The organism is Paraburkholderia sp. RAU2J (genome assembly GCF_003634845.1).
Taxonomy (GTDB): Bacteria; Pseudomonadota; Gammaproteobacteria; order Burkholderiales; family Burkholderiaceae; genus Paraburkholderia; species Paraburkholderia fynbosensis.
In genome coordinates this window covers 1,118,938-1,138,671 of sequence record NZ_RBXG01000002.1, presented here as the reverse complement: position 1 = coordinate 1,138,671, position 19,734 = coordinate 1,118,938, and the positions used below count along the sequence as shown (strand labels likewise).

Here is a 19,734-nt window from a genome sequence, read left to right as displayed (position 1 = left end):
TTAAGACAAGCTACGACGCACAAAACAAACAGCCCCATCGCACGAGCGATGGGGCTGTTCACGATGCCTTGCAAAGCGCAGACGCGTGCCGAAAACCGACACGCCCCACGTCAAACCATTACACGCGCTCGATCGCGATCGCGATGCCCTGGCCGACGCCGATACACATCGTGCACAACGCAAAGCGGCCTTGCGTGCGCTGCAGCTGATACATCGCGGTCGTCACCAGACGCGCGCCGCTCATGCCGAGCGGGTGGCCGAGCGCGATCGCGCCGCCGTTCGGATTCACGCGCGCGTCGTCGTCGGCAACACCGAGTGCGCGCAAGACCGCGATACCTTGCGAAGCAAACGCCTCGTTCAGTTCGATCACGTCGAACTGATCGATGGTCATGTTCAGACGCGCGAGCAGCTTTTGCGTGGCGGGCGCCGGGCCGATGCCCATCACACGCGGCGCGACACCGGCCGTGGCGATACCCAGCACGCGAGCACGCGGCGTGAGGCCGAAGCGCTTCGCCGTTGCTTCGTTGGCGAGCAGCAGAGCCGCCGCGCCGTCGTTCACGCCAGACGCGTTGCCCGCCGTGACCGTGCCGTCCGGACGCACCACGCCCTTGAGCTTGGCGAGCGTTTCGAGGCTGGTTTCACGCGGGTGTTCGTCTTGCGAGACCGTGATCGGATCGCCCTTCTTCTGCGCAATCGTCACGCCGACGATTTCCTGCGCCAGCGTGCCGTCGCGTTGCGCGCGAGCGGCTTTCTGCTGGCTGCGCAGCGCGAAAGCGTCCTGATCGGCGCGGCTGATGTTGTAGTCGGTCGCGACGTTTTCGCCGGTCTCCGGCATCGAGTCGACGCCGTACAGCTTCTTCATCAGCGGGTTGACGAAACGCCAGCCGATGGTCGTGTCGTAAATCTCGGCCTGGCGCGCAAACGCGCTGCTTGCCTTGGGCATCACGAACGGTGCGCGGCTCATGCTTTCGACGCCGCCCGCCACCATCAGCGCGGCCTCGCCCGACTTGATCGCGCGCGCCGCGATGCCGACCGCGTCCATGCCCGAGCCGCACAGACGGTTCACCGTCGAGCCCGGCACGCCTTGCGGCAAGCCTGCGAGCAGCAACGACATGCGCGCGACATTGCGGTTATCGTCACCGGCCTGGTTCGCGCAGCCGTAAATCACGTCGTCGATCGCGTCCCAGTCGACGCTCTTGTTGCGCTCCATCAGCGCCTTGAGCGGCACCGCGCCCAGATCGTCGGCGCGCACCGACGACAGCGAACCCGCATAGCGGCCAATGGGGGTGCGAATCGCGTCGCACAGGAATGCTTCGGTCATGTGATGTCTCCAGTTGATGTGCTGCGTGCGCTGTGCCGTAGTCGGCCGCGCTGGCGCTGGCGCCAATGTGGACGGGATGCGCTGAGGCATCGGCCCGGCGAGCGCAACGGGAAGCGGTGACGCGGCAGCCGCCACGTCAAGCCAGCTTAGCGCAGGATGGTGAACGACGGTTTCGAAATTGCCATTTGTTCTTTATACGAACACACGGTCATATGTCGAACAACGAGACTCGATAATAGGCGCGGGCGTGAAACCATGTCAAGCGCGACCAGGCCCGCACCAGGGAATACGTGCAGGCCAGGGGACTGATGGCGCAGTGCCCGTCATGCGTCGGAGGAATAGCGGTGAATCGCGAGGCCGTTGAGGGGCGCGGCCCCGCTGGGGTGCAACTCGTGGCTGTTGGCAAGGAACTGAAGCTGAGGGCGCAGCCAGCTCCGTGCACCCGCTCTGGCGAACGGGCCGTCGGCGTGCAACTGCTAGCCTGGCCCGGAGCTAAGGCTAAAACTGAAGCCGCAGCCGAACTGAAACTGAAATGAAGTCGAGCCCAAAGCCCCTCATCGAACCTCGATCCCCTCATCCGCGATATACGCGCGAATCACGTCCGCGAAGCTGCGATCGCCGCTCAGCCCCAGCCCTTCGGCGCGCGACGTGTTCCACTGCCCCGGCCAGCTGCCAACGATCTTCTCCACGCGCGCATCCGGCTCACGCACGATCCGCTGGGCGACCGCGTCGCCGGCGACCTCGCGCAGCGCGGCGATCATCTCGTCGACGCTCACCGAAATCCCGGGCAGATTCAACACGCGCTGGTTGCCGAGCGCGGCCGCGTCGATCTCAAGCCCGGCGATCAGACTCTCGATCGCCTTGCGGGGCGACAGCAGCCACAGGCGCGTCGAGCCCGCGACCGGGCACGTCGCCGATTCGCCGTTCAGCGGCTCGCGGATGATGCCGCTCGCGAACGATGACGCCGCCGCATTCGGCCGCCCCGGCCGCACGCTGATGGTAGGCAGCCGCAACACGCGGCCATCGACGAAACCGCGCCGCGCGTAATCGTTGAGCAACAATTCCGCGATCGCCTTCTGTGCGCCATACGACGACTGCGGATTCAACGCGGTGTCGTTCTGCACGATCTCGGGCAGATCGCCGCCATAGACCGCGACCGAACTCGTGAACACCACGCGCGGCCGATGCCCGCGCTGCCGGCAAACTTCCAGCAGCAAACGGGACGCATCCAGATTGATGCGCATGCCGAGATCGAAATCCGCCTCGGCTTGGCCGCTCACGATCGCGGCCAGATGGAAGATCGCCGAAGTTTCACCGTCGATCACGCGTTCCAGCACACTGCGCTCCGCGATATCGCCCACTTCCGTGCGCACGCGGCTGTCGCCGACATCGCCCGCACGCACCACGTCGAGCAGCACCAGTTCGGTAATCGCTTGCGGCGCGCCTTGCTGGTCTTTCAGGGAACCGCGCGAGAGCAGTTCACGCGCGAGACGCTGGCCGAGAAAACCCGCGCCGCCGGTAATCAGTACTTTCATGATGGGTCGTGTTTCGTTTGATGAGGGTTAGCGGGCGGCGGGCAGATAGGGCTTCAACCAGCCGAGGCCGGTGGAAGTGCCCGCGCGCGGCCGGTATTCGCAACCGATGTAGCCGTCGTAGCCGAGCGAATCGATCAGTTCCAGCAGATACGGATAGTTCAGTTCGCCGAGGTCGGGCTCGTGCCGCTCCGGCACGCCCGCGATCTGGATATGGCCGATGCCGGCCATATCGCGTTTGAGTTTCACTGCCAGATCGCCTTCGACGATCTGGCAGTGATAGCAGTCGAACTGCACCTTCAGATTCGGCGCGCCGACTTCCGCGCAAATCGCCTGGGCGTCGTCCTGACGGTTCAGGAAAAAGCCCGGCATGTCGCGCGTGTTGATCGGCTCGATCACGACCATGATGTTTTCGGCTTGCGCGGTCTGTGCAGCATGCGCGAGATTCTTCAGATACACCTCGCGATGTTTCGCGCGCGGCTGATCCGCGCCGATCAGGCCGGCCATCACGTGCACCTTGCGGTTGCCGAGCACGCGCGCGTACTCGAGCGCAGTGTCGAAGCCGCGCCGGAACTCGTCCTCGCGGCCCGGCAGCGAAGCGATGCCGCGCTCGCCGCCGGCCCAGTCGCCGGGCGGCGCATTGAAGAGCGCCTGCGTGAGTCCGTTCGCGTCGAGCCGCGCCTTTAGTTCGCCAGCGCGGAAATCATACGGAAACAGATACTCGACCGCTTCGAAGCCGTCTTTCGCGGCGGCGGCGAAGCGGTCTGGAAAAGCGTGCTCGTTGTACATCATCGTCAGGTTGGCGGCGAAACGAGGCATGGCGACAACTCCTGGAAAACGGTGTGAGCAAACGCGCGGCGCAAGCAATGAACGGGCGCGCCGCGCCCATGTCGATTTAGCGATTGACCAGCTTCGCCGGCGTGAGCCACGTGGCCACCGCGCCGATCACCAGCATGCCGGCCAGCACGTACATGCCGGTCTGCGTGCTGTGCGTGAGGTCTTTCAGATAGCCAATCATGTACGGACTCGCGAAGCCCGCGAGATTGCCGATCGAATTGATGATCGCGATGCCGGCAGCCGCACTGGCGCCCGACATGAACGCGGTCGGCAATGACCAGAAGAGCGGCGCGCAGGTCAGCACGCCGGCGGCGGCCAACGACAGGAACGCGATAGACACCACCGTGTTGTCCGCGAACGAAGCGGCCACCGCGAAGCCGACCGCGCCGAATAGCGCCGGCACGATCAGATGCCAGCGGCGCTCGCGGCGTTTGTCGGCGCTATGGCCCATCACGTTCATCACGACGATCGCGCAGAGAAACGGAATCGCGCTCAGCAAACCAATGTTGAACGCGCCGCTCACGCCCGTCGATTTGACGAGCGTCGGCATCCAGAACGTCAGGCCGTATTGACCGGTGACGAACGCGAAGTAGATCAGCGACATCCACCACGTGCGCGGATCGCGAAACACCGCGCCGAGCGAGTGCTTCTGGTTTGTCTCCTGCGGCTGCGCAGCGGCGATTTCGTCGGTGAGCAGGCGCTTTTCTCGCTCGCTCAGCCATTTCGCGCTGGCGATGCCGTTGTCGAGATAGAGGATCGTCGCAATACCGATCGCCACCGCGGGAATCGCTTCGATCAGGAACATCCACTGCCAGCCCGCGAAACCCGAGCTGTTATGGAACGCCTGCATGATCCAGCCGGACAGCGGGTTGCCGAAAATCCCCGACACCGGAATCGCCGACATGAACACCGCGATGATCTTCGCGCGCCGATGCGACGGAAACCAGTAGGTCAGATACAGGATCACGCCCGGATAGAAACCGGCCTCGGCGAGACCCAGCAGAAAGCGCAGCAGATAGAACTGCATCGGCGTCTTCACGAACACGAACAGCGCCGACAGCAAGCCCCACGTGATCATGATCCGCGCGATCCAGATCTTCGCGCCGATCCTGTGCATCAGGATGTTGCTCGGCAACTCGAACAGGAAGTACCCGATGAAAAACACACCGGCGCCGAGGCCGAACACCGTTTCGCTGAACGCGAGGTCCTGCGACATCTGCAGCTTCGCGAAGCCGACGTTCACGCGATCCAGATAAGCGACCACGTAGCACAGCATCAGAAACGGCACGATGCGCCAGAACACCTTCTTATAGGTGCGTTCAACTTCGGCAGCGCCGGGCTGTGCCGCGCTGGCGGCGATGGGACGGCTTGCTGCGGCCTGATACGAACTCATGCATTGTCTCCTTCCATGAATAGCCTCGTGCGCCGCTTTGGGCGGCAGGGCTTTGTTGTGCCGATTTTCTTTACCAGCTTGCGCCGAACACCGCACGCAGTTCTTCGAGTGCGGCTTCGTCGAGCGGCGCGGGCCGCGGATTCGTCATCAGCCACAGGCGCGCGGTCTCCTCGAGTTCTTCGAGCGCATACGACGCCTGCGCGACGGAGCGCTCCCACACCACCGGCCCGAGCCGCTCCAGCAGCACCGCGCGAACCGTACCGGCGAGCGCGGCGATTTGCGCGGCCACTTGCGGATCGCCGGGACGCTGATAGCGAATCAGCGGGACGTGGCCCACTTTCATCACGTAGTACGGTGTGAGCGGCGGCAGCACGTCCGCCTCGCTCCAAACACCCGCGAGCGTCAGCGCGACCAGGTGCGTCGAATGCGTATGGACGATGCCGCGCGCCGCGCTGTTACGCGCATAGATGCCGCGATGCAGCGCCAGCGTTTTCGAAGGCTTGCCGCCCGACACGGCGTTGCCGTCGAAATCGACCTTGGCGATATCGGCGGGATCGAGCCGGCCGAGGCACGCGTCGGTCGGCGTGATCAGCCAGCCGTCGTCGAGCCGCGCGCTGATGTTGCCGGCGGTGCCCACCGTATAGCCGCGTTGATAGAGACTCGCGCCGCTCACGCAGATTTCCTCGCGCATGCGCGCTTCGTTGCTCGTATGGAGTGCGGGTGTGCCGGTCATTGCGCGGCTCCGTCGAGATGATGCAGAGCCTTCTCGAAGAAATCAGTCGTGCCGAAGTTGCCGGATTTCAGCGCGAGCGCGAGCGGTTCGGCGCCGGTCGTCGCGGTAGCCGGCACGCCCGGATCGATCTGCGCGCCGATGCGCAGCGTGCGCACGTCGAGTGCCTGCACGACCGCGCCCGATGTTTCGCCGCCCGCCACCACGAACTTGCGCACGCCGCGTTCGTGCAAGCCGCGCGCGATCGACGCGAGCGTCGCTTCGACCAGATGCCCCGCTTCGTTGACGCCTAGCTCACGTTGTACGGCTTTGACTTCGTCGGGTGTGGCGCTCGCATAGATGAGCATGGGCTCGCCACGTTGGAGATGCGTCTGCGCGAAGGCCAGCGCCTGCTCGACGACGGCTTCGCCGCGCGCCGCCGCTAGTGGATCAATGCGAAACGCGGGCCGGTTCGCGCGCCATGCCGCCACCTGCGCGTTAGTCGCCTTCGACGCGCTGCCGGCCAGCACCGCGGACAGACCTTCGACACGCGGCAGTTGCGCAGCGTCGTTCTGCTCCGCGAGCAAGCCCGCGCGGCGGAAGTTCGCGGGCAGGCCCAGCGCAACGCCGGAGCCACCGGTGATCAGCGTCAGGTCCGCGCAGGCTTCGCCGAGCACGTGGAGATCGGCGTCGGACACCGCGTCCGCGATCGCCATGCGCACACCGTCCTCACGCAGCGCATCGAATGCCGCGCGCACGCTCGACACGCCTTTGGCCACCGCGTCGTAACGCACGAGGCCGACCTTCGATTGCGTCTGACGTTGCAGCACGCGCACGAGGTTCGCATCGCGCATTGGTGTCAGCGGATGGTTTTCCATCCCCGACTCGTTGAGCAGCACATCGCCGACGAACAGGTGGCCGCGAAAGATCGTGCGGCCGTTCTCGGGAAACGCCGGGCAAGCGATCGTCAACGCGCTCGCGCCGCCGTCGGCGCTCAGCGCATCGAGCAGCGCATCGGTCACCTGGCCGATGTTGCCCGCGTCGGTCGAATCGAACGTCGAGCAGTACTTGAAGAAAAATTGCCGGCAGCCTTGCGCGCGCAGCCAGTCGAGTGCGGCAAGCGATTGCGCAACCGCATCGGCGGCGGGAATGGTGCGCGACTTCAGCGCGACCACCAGCGCGTCGGCCTCGATCGTTTGGTTCGATGCGGGCACGCCGATCGTCTGCACCGTGCGCATGCCACCGCGCACCAGCATGTTGGCGAGATCGGTCGCGCCGGTGAAGTCGTCGGCGATGCAGCCGAGCAGCGCGCGTTTCGTAGTTGCCGTCATGGATAGCTCTCCTGCTTACTTCGCCGCCGGCACGTCGATGCCGGGGAAAATCTTGATCACCGCGGAATCGTCTTCACCACCGTGGCCGGCCGTGGACGCCATCATGAACATCTGATGCGCGGCCGCCGACAGCGGCAACGGGAATTTCGAGCGGCGCGCGGTATCGAGCACGAGGCCCAGGTCCTTGACGAAAATATCGACTGCCGACAACGGCGTGTAGTCGCCCGCGAGAATGTGCGGCACGCGGTTCTCGAACATCCACGAATTGCCCGCGCTGTGCGTGATCACCTCATACAGCGCGTCGGGATCGACGCCTTCGCGCAGGCCGAGCGCCATCGCCTCGGCGGCCACCGCGATATGCACGCCGGCCAGCAACTGGTTGATGACTTTCACCTTCGATCCCGCGCCGTGCGCCGCACCAAGGCGGTACACCTTGCCGGCCATCGCGGCCAGCACGTCCTCGCACGCGGCATAGGCGGTGGCCGGGCCGGACGTCATCATCGTCATCTCGCCGGATGCGGCGCGTGCCGCGCCCCCCGAAACCGGCGCATCGAGCATTTGCAATCCGGCGGCCTCGACCCGCTTGCCGAGTTCGATCGCGAAGTCCGGCGCGACGGTCGCACTCGCGATCACGACGCCGCCCAGCTTCATCGCGGCAACCGCGCCCTGCTCGCCGAACAGCACGGCTTCGGTCTGAGCCGCATTCACGACCAGCGTGACGACCACTTCGCACTGCGCACCGAGTTCGGCAGGCGCCGCGCAACCGACGCCGCCTTCGTCGACGAACGCCTGCAGCACCTCGCTGCGCAGATCGCACGCGTGGACCCGAAAGCCCGCGCGCAACAACGAGCGCGCGACACCCAGGCCCATTGCACCAAGACCGATGACACCGACATTTCTGGACATGCTTGACCTCTATGAATTCGTTCTGCGTCGTCGCGCCCGATGAGCGCATGCGTTCATCGGCGCGCTCGCTGCGCCATTGGCTGAAACCTCAGCAAATCCCCGCTTCCGCGAGCCGCCGTGCGGCGTTGTACATATGCGTGCGCGCCGCGTTGCGCGCCGCCATCGGATCACCCGCGCGAATCGCATCCGCAATCGCCGCATGCTCTTCGCGCACCTGGCGCGAAAAGTCCTCGCGCAAAGCCTCGTTGCGACGCGTGACTACGGTGCCCGCCTCCAGGTATTGATTCAGGAACGCGAGTGTCTTGAGGAAATAGGGATTGCCGGTGGCCGCCGCGATCGCACGATGGAACGCGACGTCTTCCGCGACACCCTCCTCGCCTTCGGCCACCGCCTGATCGATGCGGGCGAGCGCCGCGTCGATCGCCGCCATGTCGGCATCGCTGCGGCGCATCGCGGCTTCCGACGCGACTTCCGCTTCGATCGCACGACGCAGCGCGAGGATCTGCACGACCGAGCCGGGTTCGGCCGCTTCGGCCGAATCGATTCGCAACGGCCGGACCGAGCCGTGCGCTGCGACGAACACGCCGCTGCCCTGGCGCGGTTCGACCACCCCCTCGTTCTTCAGCCGCGAGATCGCCTCGCGGATCACCGTGCGGCTCACGCCGAATTGCTGTGCCAGCACGGCCTCGGTCGGCAGCTTGCCGCCGCGCTCGAAAGTGCCCTTGTCGATCTGCTTCAGAAGCTGCTGGGCGACCGTATCGCTCAACGCCCGCGCAGGAATCTTGTCGAACATCGATGCCTCGATTGATCATGTTATCGGGTCATCATACAAATTTAGACTGCAGCCTGCATCCGCGCAAACCCTGGTATTGTTGGGCAAATCAGTGTCCAGTTGGCGAATCACAAAGGCTTAAGCTATCGTCACGCCTTTGCGCCAGCGCGCGCCGCGTGAACCGGTGCGGCGTCGCGCGCACTTTCCTCGAACGCATTTCACAAGGCCCATGAGCAAAGCCCTGCCGCCGTCTTCCGCCGTGCCCGCCAGCGCCGAACCGGCCCCGGACAAACCGGGCGACTCGTATGTGCAGTCGTTCGCGCGGGGCCTCGCGGTCATCCGCGCGTTCGACGCGACGCGCCCCGAACAGACACTCACCGATGTGGCCGCCGCGACCGGCCTGACGCGCGCCGGCGCGCGCCGCATTCTGCTGACCCTGCAGACGCTCGGCTACGTGGAAGCCGAAGGCCGCCTGTTCCGCCTCACGCCGAAGATTCTCGACCTCGGGTTCGCGTACCTGACGTCGATGCCGTTCTGGAATCTCGCCGAGCCGGTGATGGAAAGCCTGTCGGCGCAGGTCCACGAGAGCTGCTCGGCGGCCGTGCTCGATCGCACCGAGATCGTCTACGTGCTGCGCGTGCCGACGCACAAGATCATGACCATCAATCTGTCGATCGGCAGCCGCTTGCCCGCCTATTGCACGTCGATGGGCCGCGTGCTGCTGTCCGCGCTCGACGACGAAACGCTCGACGCGACGCTCAGTTCGACGCCGCTCTATGCGCATACGCCGCGCACCGTGACCGACAAGGAAGAGCTGAAGAGACTGATCGCGCAGGTGCGCCGCCAGGGATGGGCGATCGTCGATCAGGAACTGGAAGGCGGCCTGATTTCGCTGTCCGCGCCGATCCGCAATCGCCAGGGGCGCGTAATCGCGGCGATGAACATCAGCGGTAACGCACAGCGCAATTCGGCGAAGCAGATGGTGAAGGCGTTTCTGGAGCCGTTGCAGCAGGCCGCGCAGACCGTGTCGGAGATGGTGGCGCGGCGCGGTTGAAGGCGGTTCGCCTGACTACGAAGTGAGCGCGGGCGGGTTGCCCGCGCGCTGCCTGCATGGCTACGGGAAAAGGCGCCATTGGAGGCGCCGCGATCACTCAATGCATCGGTTCGTTCGCGGTCTCTCTGAGCATCGAGACCGCGACCAGCGACACCACCACGCACGCCGCTACATAACCGGCCGGCGCCAGCTTGCTGCCGGTCACCCGGATCAGCCACGTCGCGACCAGTTGCGCGGTCCCGCCGAACACGCACACGCTCACCGCATACGCGATCGAAATGCCGGTAGCACGCACGCGCCGCGGAAACGACTCGCACATCAGCGCGAATTCCGACGCCGAGCCCATCGAATAGAACACCAGCATCAGCGCGGTCAGCGACATCACCACCGATAGCTGCGGAAAGCGGTTCATCAGCATGAAAGCCGGAAACAGCAGCACGACCAGCACGCCACGGCCAAACAGGATCGGCCGCTTGCGGCTGCCGATACGGTCGGACACGAGACCGAACAGCGGGCACGTGATCAGCATCACGAGGCCCGACGCGACGCCGACCAGCATCGACAGCGACATCGGCAGGCCGAGCGTATGGATCGCGTAGGTCGGCATGTAGAACGTGAGGATGTAGGTCGAGACCGTGCCACCCATCACCGTCAGCGTGATCAGCACGAGCGGACGCAGATGCGCGGTGAAGAGTTCATGCAGCACGCCGCGCTCGATCCCGTGGCCGTGCGCGCTGGACGTGTCGTCGGCGAGACGGCGGCGCAGGTAGATGCCGACCGGCGCGATCAGCACGCCGAGCAGAAACGGTACGCGCCAACCCCAGCTTTCCAGCGCTTCTTTCGACAACGCCGCCGATAGCGCGGCCGCAATGCCCGCGCCCATCAGCGCCGCGCCGCCTTGCGTCGCCAGTTGCCAGCTGGCGCGAAAACCGCGCCGCCTGCCGCCGCCCTGTTCGAGCAGCGTGGAGGTGGCCGCGCCGAACTCGCCGCCTTGCGAGAAGCCTTGCACGAGACGCGCGAACACGATCAGCAACGGCGCGGCAACACCGATCCGGGTGTAGGTTGGCGTGAGCGCGATCAGGCCGGTGCTCGCCGCCATCAGCATGATGGTCAGGTTGAGCGCGGCCTTGCGCCCCTTGCGGTCCGCGTATACGCCGAGCATCACGCTGCCGAGCGGCCGTGTGATGAAACCCGCGGCGAAGGTCGCCACTGACAGCAGCAACGAAGTAGTCGGGTCCGTCGACGGAAAAAACAGCCTGCCGATGATCACGGCGAAAAAGCCGTACACGGTGAAGTCGAAGAATTCGAGCCAGTTGCCGATCACCGCGGCGGCGACCGCGCCGCGGCTGGAGATCCGGTTCGTGCCTGCGGCGTCGAGGGTGCGCCTCGCGTCGGTGGTGGTGTTCATCGTGTGGTCTCTTTCGTCGTTATGTCGGCTGGTAGCGCAGCGTCAGGGTTCACTGCCCCAGATAGCGCTCCACCAGCCGCGTCCAGAATGCCGCGCCGACTGGCAGACTGCGATCGTTGAAATCATAGTGCGGGTTGTGCACCATGCAGGCGTCCTCGCCCACGCCGTTGCCGATTCGCAGGAACGTGCCCGGCCGTTTTTGCAGCATGAAGGCGAAGTCCTCGCTGCCCATCAGGATGTCGGTGTTCGCGACCACTTTGTCGTCGCCGACCAGTTCACGCGCGACCTGCACCGCGAAATCCGTTTCGGCATCCGAATTAACCACTACCGGATAGCCCTCGATGTACTCGACCACCGCCTTGCCGCCATAACTCGCCGCCTGGGTTTCGGCGAGTTCGGTAATGCGCTTCTTCAGCAGGGCGCGCACCTCGGGGCTGAACGAACGCACGCTCAGCTCCAGTTTCGCGCTGCTCGAAATCACGTTGTTGGCGGTGCCCGCATGCATCGAGCCGACTGTCACCACCGCCGGCTGCGACGGATCGACGTTGCGCGCGACGATCGTCTGCAACGCCATCACGATGCTCGCCGCAACCACGACCGGATCGACCGTCAGATGCGGACGCGCGGCATGCCCGCCGACGCCTTCGATCGTGATGATCGCCTTGTCGCCCGCCGACATGAACGGCCCCTTGCGAAACAGCAGCGTGCCGGGTTCCGCGCCCGGATGGTTGTGCACGCCGAACACGGCGTCGCACGGAAAGCGCTCGAACAGGCCGTCGTTGATCATCTTCAGCGCGCCGCTGTCGATGCCGCTCTCTTCCGCCGGTTGAAAATACAGATGCACCGTGCCCGAGAAATTGCGCGTGGCCGCAAGATGCTGCGCGGCGCCGAGCAGCATCGTCGTGTGACCGTCGTGGCCGCAGGCGTGCATCTTGCCGTGGGTGCCGCTCGCATACGGCAGGCCGGTTTGCTCGATGATCGGCAACGCGTCCATGTCCGCGCGAATGCCGATGCTGCGGTGGCCGTCGCCCACCTTCAGTGTGCCTACCACGCCGGTTTTGCCAACTCCGCGCGTCACCTGCCAGCCCCACTGCTCCAGCTTCTGCGCGACCAGCGCGCCGGTTTGCAGCTCCTCGTAGGCCAGTTCCGGGTGGTGATGGATGTGATGGCGAATCTCGCGCAGGCCCTGCGCAGCGGGCTCCAGATCGGACACTTCGGTAAAACGCACGGCTTCTTTCATCTCGATGGCTCCGTGAACACACGCCGCGCAAACACGCGGCAAACAGCTCGCCACTATAGCCACGCCGTTTTGTTCGAATAAGATGCTATTTTTTTCACCCTGATTAACAAGTCTTATATAGAGGATTACCCTCATGAAGCTGCAGCAGTTGCAGGCTTTCGTCGCGGCCGCGCATCACCGCAGCTTGCGCGCCGCCGCGCGTGAACTCGGCGTGACGCAACCGGCCGTCACCCATACGATCCGCGAGCTCGAAAGCGCGCTGAACGCGGAACTGATGGTGCGCAGCGTACGCGGCATCGAGCTGACGGCGTGCGGGCTCGCGCTGCTGCCGCGCGCCGAGCAATTGCTGGGCGACATGCGGCGCACGGTCGAAGCCGTCGAACAGGTGAAAGGAGAATTGGCTGGCAAGGTCAGCGTCGGGACCATGCCGTCGATCGCGCTCACGGCGCTGCCGCATGCGGTGTCGAGCTTTCGCCAGAAGATGCCGCTGGTGAATCTGCATCTGGAGGAAGTGACGATTCCCGACGCGCTCGCGCGTTTGCGTAATGGCGCGCTCGACATCGCGGCGCTTCATCATGTGCAGGCACTCGACAGCGATCTGGTGCAGGCGCCGCTCTACTCGACGCAGTTTGTGGTCGCGCTGCGCGCCGGGCATCCGCTTGCGAACGTTACCCGGCTGCACGAGTTGCTCGACGCGGAGTGGATCGCAACGGTCGGCGCCGATCACTTTCCGCACAGCGTGATGATGGCGATGTTCAACGCGCACGGCTTGCCGGTGCCGAAACGGCTGGTGCGGGCGCCATCGTCGTTTGCGGTGACGTTGGGGCTGGTGTCGCAAACCGACGTGATCGGCTGCTTCACGCGACCGCTCGCGCAGATGGTCGCGCCGCTCGGCATCCGCGTCGCGCAGATCGAAGACGCGCTGCCGAACTACGATCTCAGCATCATTTCGCGGCGCGATCTGCTGCCCACGCCGGCGGTTCAGCAGTTCGTCCTGTGTTTGCAGCAGGCGACGCGGGAGCGGATGGCGGCCGGTGATTAGTTCGCTTCAGTGAACGCCGGCGCGCGCCATGAGAATCTCGATCAACGCCTGCCCCGCGTCTTCGAGACGGCCGGAATTGTCGATCGTCGTACAGCGCACGCCCGCTGGCAATGAGAACGGCGCGCGCCGTGCGAGCCGGGCCGCGACCTGCTCCGCGGACTCGCGCGCCCGCGCGCCGAGACGCGCTTCGAGAATATGCGGCGCGGCATCCACGTGCACGATTTCCGCGTGCGGATAGCGCGCCAGCGTGTGCGGCACATGCTGCCGCGAGCCGTTGACGACCACCGTGCAGCCGCGCGCCAACCACGTGTCGAGTTCGATGCCGATGCCATAGCGCAGTGCATGACTCGACCATTCGAGCGCGAACAGACCGAGCACCGACCGCGCAGCGAATTCTTCGACGCTCAGCGCCACATGCACTTCGCCGTTGCCGCTCGGCCGCGTGATGTAGCGGTGCGCGAACAGGATCGGCTCGCCTGCGAGGCGCTGGCGCGCGAACACCAGCAACGCGTCTTTGCCCGCGCCGGACGGCCCCATTACATAGATCAAACGCCCTGCCATGGTCATGCCACCTCGCCAGTGCGGAACGGCAAACGCTGCCACAGCACGAACGGCTCGCCGGGCGCCGGTTCAACGAAGAGCGCGGCCTGATCGACGCTCAACGGCCCGAGCACGGGCGAGCGCTGCCGCCACCAGGCGACCAGCGCCGCGCGTTCCTGCACGTCGGCGAGCGAACCGGACAGCGTCATATGAAAGCGGAATTCGTCGAACACGTATGGATAGCCCCAATCGATTAACAACGCGCGCTGCCGATCGCTCAGCGGCGCTTCGAGCCGGCGCGCGAGATCGGCAGCGGACGGCCGCGCACGCAATGGGTGGAGCGTTTGCAGGGCGCTACTCGCCAGCGCGCAAATGGCGGCGTCGCCCCGCTGATCCGCCGGACGCAGTGCGACGAAATCGCCGAGCGTCGCGGCTTCCACCGGCAACATGAACGCGTGCTGCGTGAGCGCCCATGTACGCGCCGCGGCCAGCAGCTCGTCCTGCGTGACGCCGGCCGCGAGATGAAACGGCGCGACCAGCGTGCCGTGCCAACCATAACGGCGCGGCGCTTCGGTCAACTCCGTCAGCGCGCGCGTCAAACCTTCCGGTTGAGGCGGCACGTGGCGCTCGCCACTTTGCGCATCGCGGCCGAGCCACTCCGAACCCGCCCGCCACCACGCGGACTCACCCGATGGCGCGTAATACACGGCAAAGCGTGCGCCGGCGCTCCATGCAGCGTCGTTCACAGGTCGTGCTCCACCAACAGTTGCACACGATCCGCCGCGAAATGCGTGAAGCCGTATTTGACCGGCGTGCCTTGCAAGTCGACATCGACGTTTTCGACCCACAGCACCGGCTGCTGCCGGTTGATGTTCAAACGCCTCGCCACTTCCGGCTCGGGCAGCACGCTTCCGATACGGCTCCACTTGCGCAGATAGTCGTCGACGCCGAACTCGGCCATCGACTTCGTGACGCTGCCGGTGCGCTCCAGTACCTCGGGCAGGCCCGCGAACCGCGTGGCGGGATACCAGCTGCGCGCGAACGTGAGCGGCACGCCGTCGGACTCGTGCAGCGATTCGATCCGGTAGACCGCGGCGCCCGCCCGCAGACTCAACGCCTTCGCGACACTGGGCTCAGCCTTCACGCGCGCCGCCGACAACATCGTGCCCGCCGCCGTGTGATGCTGCTGGCGCAAGTTCTCGGTGAAGCGCGTGCGGCGGCCGATCGAATAGTCGATCGCGCCGGGTTGCACGAAGGTGCCGCGCCCCTGCTCCACGCTGACGAGGCCCGACGCGGCCAGCCCCAGCATCGCGCGACGCACGGTATGCCGGTTCACGTCGAAGCGTTTGGCGAGTTCGCCCTCGCTCGGCAAGCGCCCTTCTTCGCCGAAGCCGCTGGCAGCGATCTCGGCCGCCAGAATCTGCTCGATCTGCCGCCACACGGCAACGCCCGCGCCGCGTTCGAGCGTCATGCCCGGCATCGCGTTGTCGATCGATGTCATGGTGCTGTCATTCCCCCAGGGTCAAATATTCGGCATGGGGTGCATTGTAGTGCGCAAGCCGTGATGAAAGTGTGAAAACAGTGACACACATGCCGATGCGCGACAAGGGTACCTCTAAACGTCTAGACGTTTAGACGAATAGATGGTTAAATGTCCATTCGCTGGCTCAACAGGAAATCCAATGAGCGCTACTACCGCGTCGCCTCCGCCCGCTCCCGCGTCGTCCGAGCGGCGCGCCTGGATGGCCGTGCTGGCCCGCACACCTCGCGCCGATCTCGAAGCCGCCATGGAGCGCGCGCTGCACGGCCTGCCCGCGCCGGCTTACGACTGGCTGCGCCCGCCCGAAATCGGCCTTGCGATGGTGCGCGGTCGCGTCGGCGGCAGCGGCGATCCATTCAATCTCGGCGAAGCCACCGTTACGCGCGCAACCTTGCGCCTGCGCGCACCGGACGATGCACCAGCGACAGTAGGCATCGCATGTCACCTGGGCCGCGACCGCCGCCGCGCGGAACTCGCCGCACTGGCGGACGCGCTGCTGCAAATGCCCGAGCATCGCGCGGCATTGCATCGGCAACTGGTCGAGCCGTTGGCGGCGCAACAGGCTGCTCGCCGCGCCGGGCAGCAACGGGACGCCGCGGCCACGCGCGTCGAATTCTTCACGATGGTGCGAGGCGAATGATGGAATACGCGCAGATTGCCTTGTCCACACTGACGCCGGGTTTCGCGGACCCGGTCCACGATACGCAAGCGGTATTCCGCACGCTGCTTGATGCGTTGTCGCGGCCGGGCACGATCGGTGAGGTCGGCAACGTGCTGCCCGACGTGCGGACCGCACGCGCCGCGTTCGCCGCACTGCTCGCGCTGTGCGACTACGCGACGCCCGTGTGGCTCGCGCAGCCGGACACCGCGCTCGGCTCGGCGCTGCGTTTTCACACCGGCGCGCCGCTCGTCGACGAACCCGGCGCAGCCGCGTTTGCATACGTTCATGATGCGAGTGCATTGCCGCCGATCGAGAGCTTTACGCTCGGCACCGCTGAATCGCCCGAGCAGGCGGTGACGCTGCTGATTCGCGTCGAAGCACTCACAGGTGGCGTGCCGGTCGTCCTCAGTGGCCCCGGCATTCTGGATACCGAAACGATTTCGCCGGTCGGTCTGCCGGAGCATTTCTGGCGCGAACGCGCCGCGCTCGCGCCGCTGTTTCCGTGCGGCGTCGACTGCTATCTCGTCAGCGGTGCTCGCCTGATCGGCCTGCCGCGCACAACTCTAGCAAAGGTGAACTGATGTACGTTGCCGTCAAAGGTGGCGAGCGCGCGATCGAAGCTTCGTGGCGTCTGCTCGACCAGGCGCGCCGTGGCGACACGCGGCTCGCCGAACTCGGCGTCGCGCAGATTCGCGAGCAGTTGCGCCTCGCCGTCGCGCGCGTGATGACCGAAGGCTCGGTATTCGACGAGGAACTCGCCGCGCTCGCGATCAAACAGGCCGCCGGCGATCTGGTCGAAGCGATCTTCCTGCTGCGCGCGTATCGCACCACGTTGCCGCGTTTCGGCTACACGCAGCCGATCGACACCGAAGCGATGCAGGTCGAGCGCCGCATTTCGGCGACCTTCAAGGACGTTCCCGGCGGACAGTTGCTCGGCGCGACTTACGATTACACGCAGCGTCTGCTCGATTTCGCGTTGCTTGCCGAAGGTGAAGGCGAAGAAGCAAGCACAAGCGCACGCAATGACAGCGGCACAGCCGCAGCACATGCCGAGTCGCTCGCAAGCGCGGCGGCAACGAGCGCCATGCCGCGCGTCGTCGCCCTGCTCGACAACGAAGGCCTGATCGAACAGGAGCGGCCGACGCCGAACGCGCCGCCCCCCGGCGATCTTTCGCGCGAACCGCTCGCTTTTCCGGCCAACCGCGCGACACGCCTGCAGAATCTCGCTCGCGGCGACGAGGGCTTTCTGCTCGCGATGGGTTACGCGACGCAACGCGGCTACGCGCACTCGCATCCGTTCGCGGGCGAGATCCGCTTCGGCACGATTGCCGTCGAAATGGAACTCGACGAACTGGGCGAAGCCGTCGAGATCGGCGACATCGACATCACCGAATGCCAGATGATCAACCAGTTCGCCGGCAGTGGCGCCGTGCCGCCCACCTTCACGCAGGGCTACGGTCTCGCGTTCGGCCATGCGGAGCGCAAGGCGATGGCGATGGCGTTGGTGGATCGCGCGTTGCGCGCCGAGGAACTCGGCGAAGCGGTCGCATCGCCAACCCAGGACATCGAATTCATGCTGTCGCATAGCGATAACGTCGAAGCGTCGGGCTTCGTTCAGCACCTGAAGCTGCCCCACTACGTCGACTTTCAGGCCGAACTCGAACTCGTACGACGCTTGCGGGCACAGCATGGCGCGCAGACGCAGAATCAAAGCGCGCAACAATGCAGCGATCAGACGGAGCAGGCAGCATGAACGCGCCCGACGCATCTCAAGCCACCGCCTCGTACGACAGCGCCGCGGACGGCTACAACTTCGCCTACCTCGACGAGCAGACGAAGCGCATGCTGCGGCGCGCGTTGCTCAAGGCCGTGGCGGTGCCGGGCTACCAGGTGCCGTTCGCGTCGCGGGAAATGCCGTTGCCGTTCGGCTGGGGCACCGGCGGTATTCAGGTCACCGCGGCGATCATCGGTAAGCAGGACACGTTGAAAGTCATCGATCAGGGCTCCGACGAAACCACCAATGCGGTCAACATCCGCCGTTTCTTCGCGCGCACCACGGGCGTCGCGACCACGCGCCGCACCGCCGAAGCGACGATCATCCAGACACGTCACCGGATTCCCGAAACGCCGCTGACGGACAGGCAGATTCTGGTGTACCAGGTACCGATGCCCGAGCCGCTATATCGGCTCGAACCGCGCGTCGCCGAATCCAAAAAGCTGCATGCGCTCGCCGACTACGGATTGATCAGCGTGAAGCTCTACGAGGACATCGTGCATCACGGCAGCATCGCCACCACGTATGACTACCCGGTGATCGTCAACCACCGCTATCTGAGTTCGCCGTCGCCGATCCCGAAGTTCGACAACCCGAAGATGCACATGAACCCCGCGCTGCAACTGTTTGGGGCCGGCCGCGAACGGCGCATTCACGCGATTCCACCCTACACGTCCGTGCGCAGTCTCGACTTCGACGACCATCCGTTCGACGTGCAGAAATGGCAGCATGCGTGCGCGCTGTGCGGATCGACTGAGAGCTTCCTCGATGAAATGATCGTCGACGACGCGGGCAAGCGCATGTTCGTCTGCTCGGATAGCGACTACTGCCACGAACGCCGTGGCGATGCGCACGAGGCTCCGGCAGCGCCGAACGCACGCGACGGAGAATCCGCATGACGTCACAGCCACTCTTGAGCGCTCGTGATCTGACCAGACAATACGGTGGCCGCAACGGTTGCAGGAACGTCAGCTTCGATCTGTATCCAGGCGAAGTGATGTGCATCGTCGGCGAATCGGGCTCGGGCAAGACCACGCTGCTCAATACGCTCGCGCTGAAAACCACGGCCGACAGCGGCTCGCTCCACTACACCGCCACGCGGGGCGAGCGGCTCGATCTGCTCGCGCTGTCCGAACCGCGCCGACGCCTGCTGATGCGCACCGAGTGGGGCTTCGTGCAGCAGAATCCGCGCGACGGACTGCGCAGCGGCGTCTCCGCCGGCGCGAATATCGGCGAGCCGTTGATGGCGGTCGGCGCGCGCCACTATGGCGAGATCCGTCACTCGGCCACGCAATGGATGGAACGCGTCGAACTCGACGCTTCGCGCATCGACGAATTTCCCAGCGCGTTTTCCGGCGGCATGCAGCAGCGCCTGCAGATCGCGCGCAATCTCGTGACCGGTCCGCGGCTCGTCTTCATGGACGAACCCACGGCCGGGCTCGACGTGTCGGTGCAGGCGCGCCTGCTCGATCTGCTGCGCACGCTGACGTCCACGTTGCATCTGTCGGTGCTGATCGTCACGCACGATATCGGCGTCGCGCGTTTGCTCGCGCATCGACTGATGGTCATGCAGGGCGGCGAAGTCGTCGAGTCGGGTCTGACCGATCAGGTGCTCGACGATCCGCAGCATCCCTATACGCAAACGCTGGTTTCCTCGGTTCTGCCGGTTTGAGG

20 protein-coding genes are annotated in these 19,734 nt (G+C 65.4%); 7 read left to right on the top strand and 13 right to left on the bottom strand.

All coding sequences use genetic code 11. The features are described 5' to 3' along the window. Nucleotides 1–118: 118 nt before the first annotated feature. From pcaF to B0G69_RS22530, 8 genes are all read right to left on the bottom strand, one after another. The gene (pcaF, locus tag B0G69_RS22565; protein WP_121321162.1) at nt 119–1,321 is read right to left on the bottom strand and encodes a 3-oxoadipyl-CoA thiolase; all 1,203 of its coding nucleotides are present in this window, start codon (nt 1,319–1,321) and stop codon (nt 119–121) included. 554 nt (nt 1,322–1,875) lie between these two features. Beyond that, nucleotides 1,876–2,856 carry a D-erythronate dehydrogenase gene (gene denD, locus B0G69_RS22560; RefSeq protein WP_121321160.1) on the bottom strand — a complete coding sequence of 327 codons (981 nt, stop codon included), beginning with the start codon at nt 2,854–2,856 and terminating at the stop codon, nt 1,876–1,878. A 27-nt stretch (nt 2,857–2,883) separates the two neighbouring features. Continuing rightward, a complete protein-coding gene (otnI, locus tag B0G69_RS22555; protein ID WP_121321158.1) occupies nt 2,884–3,672 on the bottom strand; it encodes a 2-oxo-tetronate isomerase in 789 nt (262 codons plus the stop codon). 76 nt (nt 3,673–3,748) lie between these two features. Beyond that, nucleotides 3,749–5,083 (bottom strand): MFS transporter, encoded by a 1,335-nt coding sequence (locus B0G69_RS22550; RefSeq protein WP_121321156.1) that lies wholly within the window; start codon nt 5,081–5,083, stop codon nt 3,749–3,751. Between the two features lie 70 nt (nt 5,084–5,153). Next, nucleotides 5,154–5,816, bottom strand: coding sequence for an aldolase (locus tag B0G69_RS22545; protein WP_121321154.1), 663 nt, complete (start codon nt 5,814–5,816; stop codon nt 5,154–5,156). After that, nucleotides 5,813–7,123 (bottom strand): 3-oxo-tetronate kinase, encoded by a 1,311-nt coding sequence (gene otnK, locus B0G69_RS22540; RefSeq protein WP_121321152.1) that lies wholly within the window; start codon nt 7,121–7,123, stop codon nt 5,813–5,815. The genes B0G69_RS22545 and otnK overlap by 4 nt, the downstream gene beginning before the upstream one ends. A 15-nt stretch (nt 7,124–7,138) precedes the next feature. After that, nucleotides 7,139–8,029, bottom strand: a complete 891-nt coding sequence (gene ltnD, locus B0G69_RS22535; RefSeq protein ID WP_121321150.1) for an L-threonate dehydrogenase — start codon at nt 8,027–8,029, stop codon at nt 7,139–7,141. 88 nt (nt 8,030–8,117) lie between these two features. Beyond that, the gene (locus B0G69_RS22530) at nt 8,118–8,822 is read right to left on the bottom strand and encodes a FadR/GntR family transcriptional regulator (protein WP_121321149.1); all 705 of its coding nucleotides are present in this window, start codon (nt 8,820–8,822) and stop codon (nt 8,118–8,120) included. 208 nt (nt 8,823–9,030) lie between these two features. Here B0G69_RS22530 and B0G69_RS22525 point away from each other — a divergent pair, with 208 nt between their 5' ends. Continuing rightward, the gene (locus B0G69_RS22525) at nt 9,031–9,855 is read left to right on the top strand and encodes an IclR family transcriptional regulator (RefSeq protein WP_121321147.1); all 825 of its coding nucleotides are present in this window, start codon (nt 9,031–9,033) and stop codon (nt 9,853–9,855) included. A gap of 97 nt (nt 9,856–9,952) precedes the next feature. On the opposite strand, the gene B0G69_RS22520 is transcribed toward B0G69_RS22525, so the two are convergent. Together B0G69_RS22520 and B0G69_RS22515 are read right to left on the bottom strand one after the other, a co-directional pair. Further along, the gene (locus tag B0G69_RS22520; RefSeq protein WP_121321145.1) at nt 9,953–11,263 is read right to left on the bottom strand and encodes an MFS transporter; all 1,311 of its coding nucleotides are present in this window, start codon (nt 11,261–11,263) and stop codon (nt 9,953–9,955) included. Between the two features lie 49 nt (nt 11,264–11,312). Beyond that, the gene (locus tag B0G69_RS22515; RefSeq protein ID WP_121321143.1) at nt 11,313–12,503 is read right to left on the bottom strand and encodes a M20 aminoacylase family protein; all 1,191 of its coding nucleotides are present in this window, start codon (nt 12,501–12,503) and stop codon (nt 11,313–11,315) included. Nucleotides 12,504–12,636: 133 nt separating this feature from the next. Here B0G69_RS22515 and B0G69_RS22510 point away from each other — a divergent pair, with 133 nt between their 5' ends. Then, entirely contained in the window at nt 12,637–13,545 is a 909-nt protein-coding gene (locus B0G69_RS22510) for a LysR substrate-binding domain-containing protein (protein WP_121321141.1), read from the top strand. Between the two features lie 6 nt (nt 13,546–13,551). On the opposite strand, the gene phnN is transcribed toward B0G69_RS22510, so the two are convergent. The 3 genes from phnN to phnF are packed head-to-tail and all read right to left on the bottom strand — an operon-like array spanning nt 13,552 to nt 15,586. Beyond that, on the bottom strand, nt 13,552–14,106 hold the full coding sequence (gene phnN / locus B0G69_RS22505; RefSeq protein WP_121323826.1) for a phosphonate metabolism protein/1,5-bisphosphokinase (PRPP-forming) PhnN: 555 nt from the start codon (nt 14,104–14,106) through the stop codon (nt 13,552–13,554). Nucleotides 14,107–14,108: 2 nt separating this feature from the next. After that, nucleotides 14,109–14,831, bottom strand: coding sequence for a DUF1045 domain-containing protein (locus tag B0G69_RS22500; protein WP_121321139.1), 723 nt, complete (start codon nt 14,829–14,831; stop codon nt 14,109–14,111). Beyond that, nucleotides 14,828–15,586 (bottom strand): phosphonate metabolism transcriptional regulator PhnF, encoded by a 759-nt coding sequence (gene phnF, locus B0G69_RS22495; protein ID WP_121321137.1) that lies wholly within the window; start codon nt 15,584–15,586, stop codon nt 14,828–14,830. Before phnF ends, B0G69_RS22500 begins: the two co-directional genes overlap by 4 nt. Nucleotides 15,587–15,767: 181 nt before the next feature. On the opposite strand from phnF, the gene phnG reads away from it, so the two are divergent. The 5 genes from phnG to phnK are packed head-to-tail and all read left to right on the top strand — an operon-like array spanning nt 15,768 to nt 19,732. Then, the gene (gene phnG / locus B0G69_RS22490) at nt 15,768–16,265 is read left to right on the top strand and encodes a phosphonate C-P lyase system protein PhnG (RefSeq protein ID WP_121321135.1); all 498 of its coding nucleotides are present in this window, start codon (nt 15,768–15,770) and stop codon (nt 16,263–16,265) included. After that, the gene (gene phnH / locus B0G69_RS22485; protein WP_121321133.1) at nt 16,265–16,867 is read left to right on the top strand and encodes a phosphonate C-P lyase system protein PhnH; all 603 of its coding nucleotides are present in this window, start codon (nt 16,265–16,267) and stop codon (nt 16,865–16,867) included. Before phnG ends, phnH begins: the two co-directional genes overlap by 1 nt. Beyond that, a complete protein-coding gene (locus B0G69_RS22480) occupies nt 16,867–18,039 on the top strand; it encodes a carbon-phosphorus lyase complex subunit PhnI (protein ID WP_121321131.1) in 1,173 nt (390 codons plus the stop codon). The genes phnH and B0G69_RS22480 overlap by 1 nt, the downstream gene beginning before the upstream one ends. Beyond that, nucleotides 18,036–18,959 (top strand): alpha-D-ribose 1-methylphosphonate 5-phosphate C-P-lyase PhnJ, encoded by a 924-nt coding sequence (locus B0G69_RS22475; protein ID WP_121321129.1) that lies wholly within the window; start codon nt 18,036–18,038, stop codon nt 18,957–18,959. The genes B0G69_RS22480 and B0G69_RS22475 overlap by 4 nt, the downstream gene beginning before the upstream one ends. After that, on the top strand, nt 18,956–19,732 hold the full coding sequence (gene phnK, locus B0G69_RS22470; RefSeq protein WP_121321127.1) for a phosphonate C-P lyase system protein PhnK: 777 nt from the start codon (nt 18,956–18,958) through the stop codon (nt 19,730–19,732). The genes B0G69_RS22475 and phnK overlap by 4 nt, the downstream gene beginning before the upstream one ends. Nucleotides 19,733–19,734: the final 2 nt, after the last annotated feature.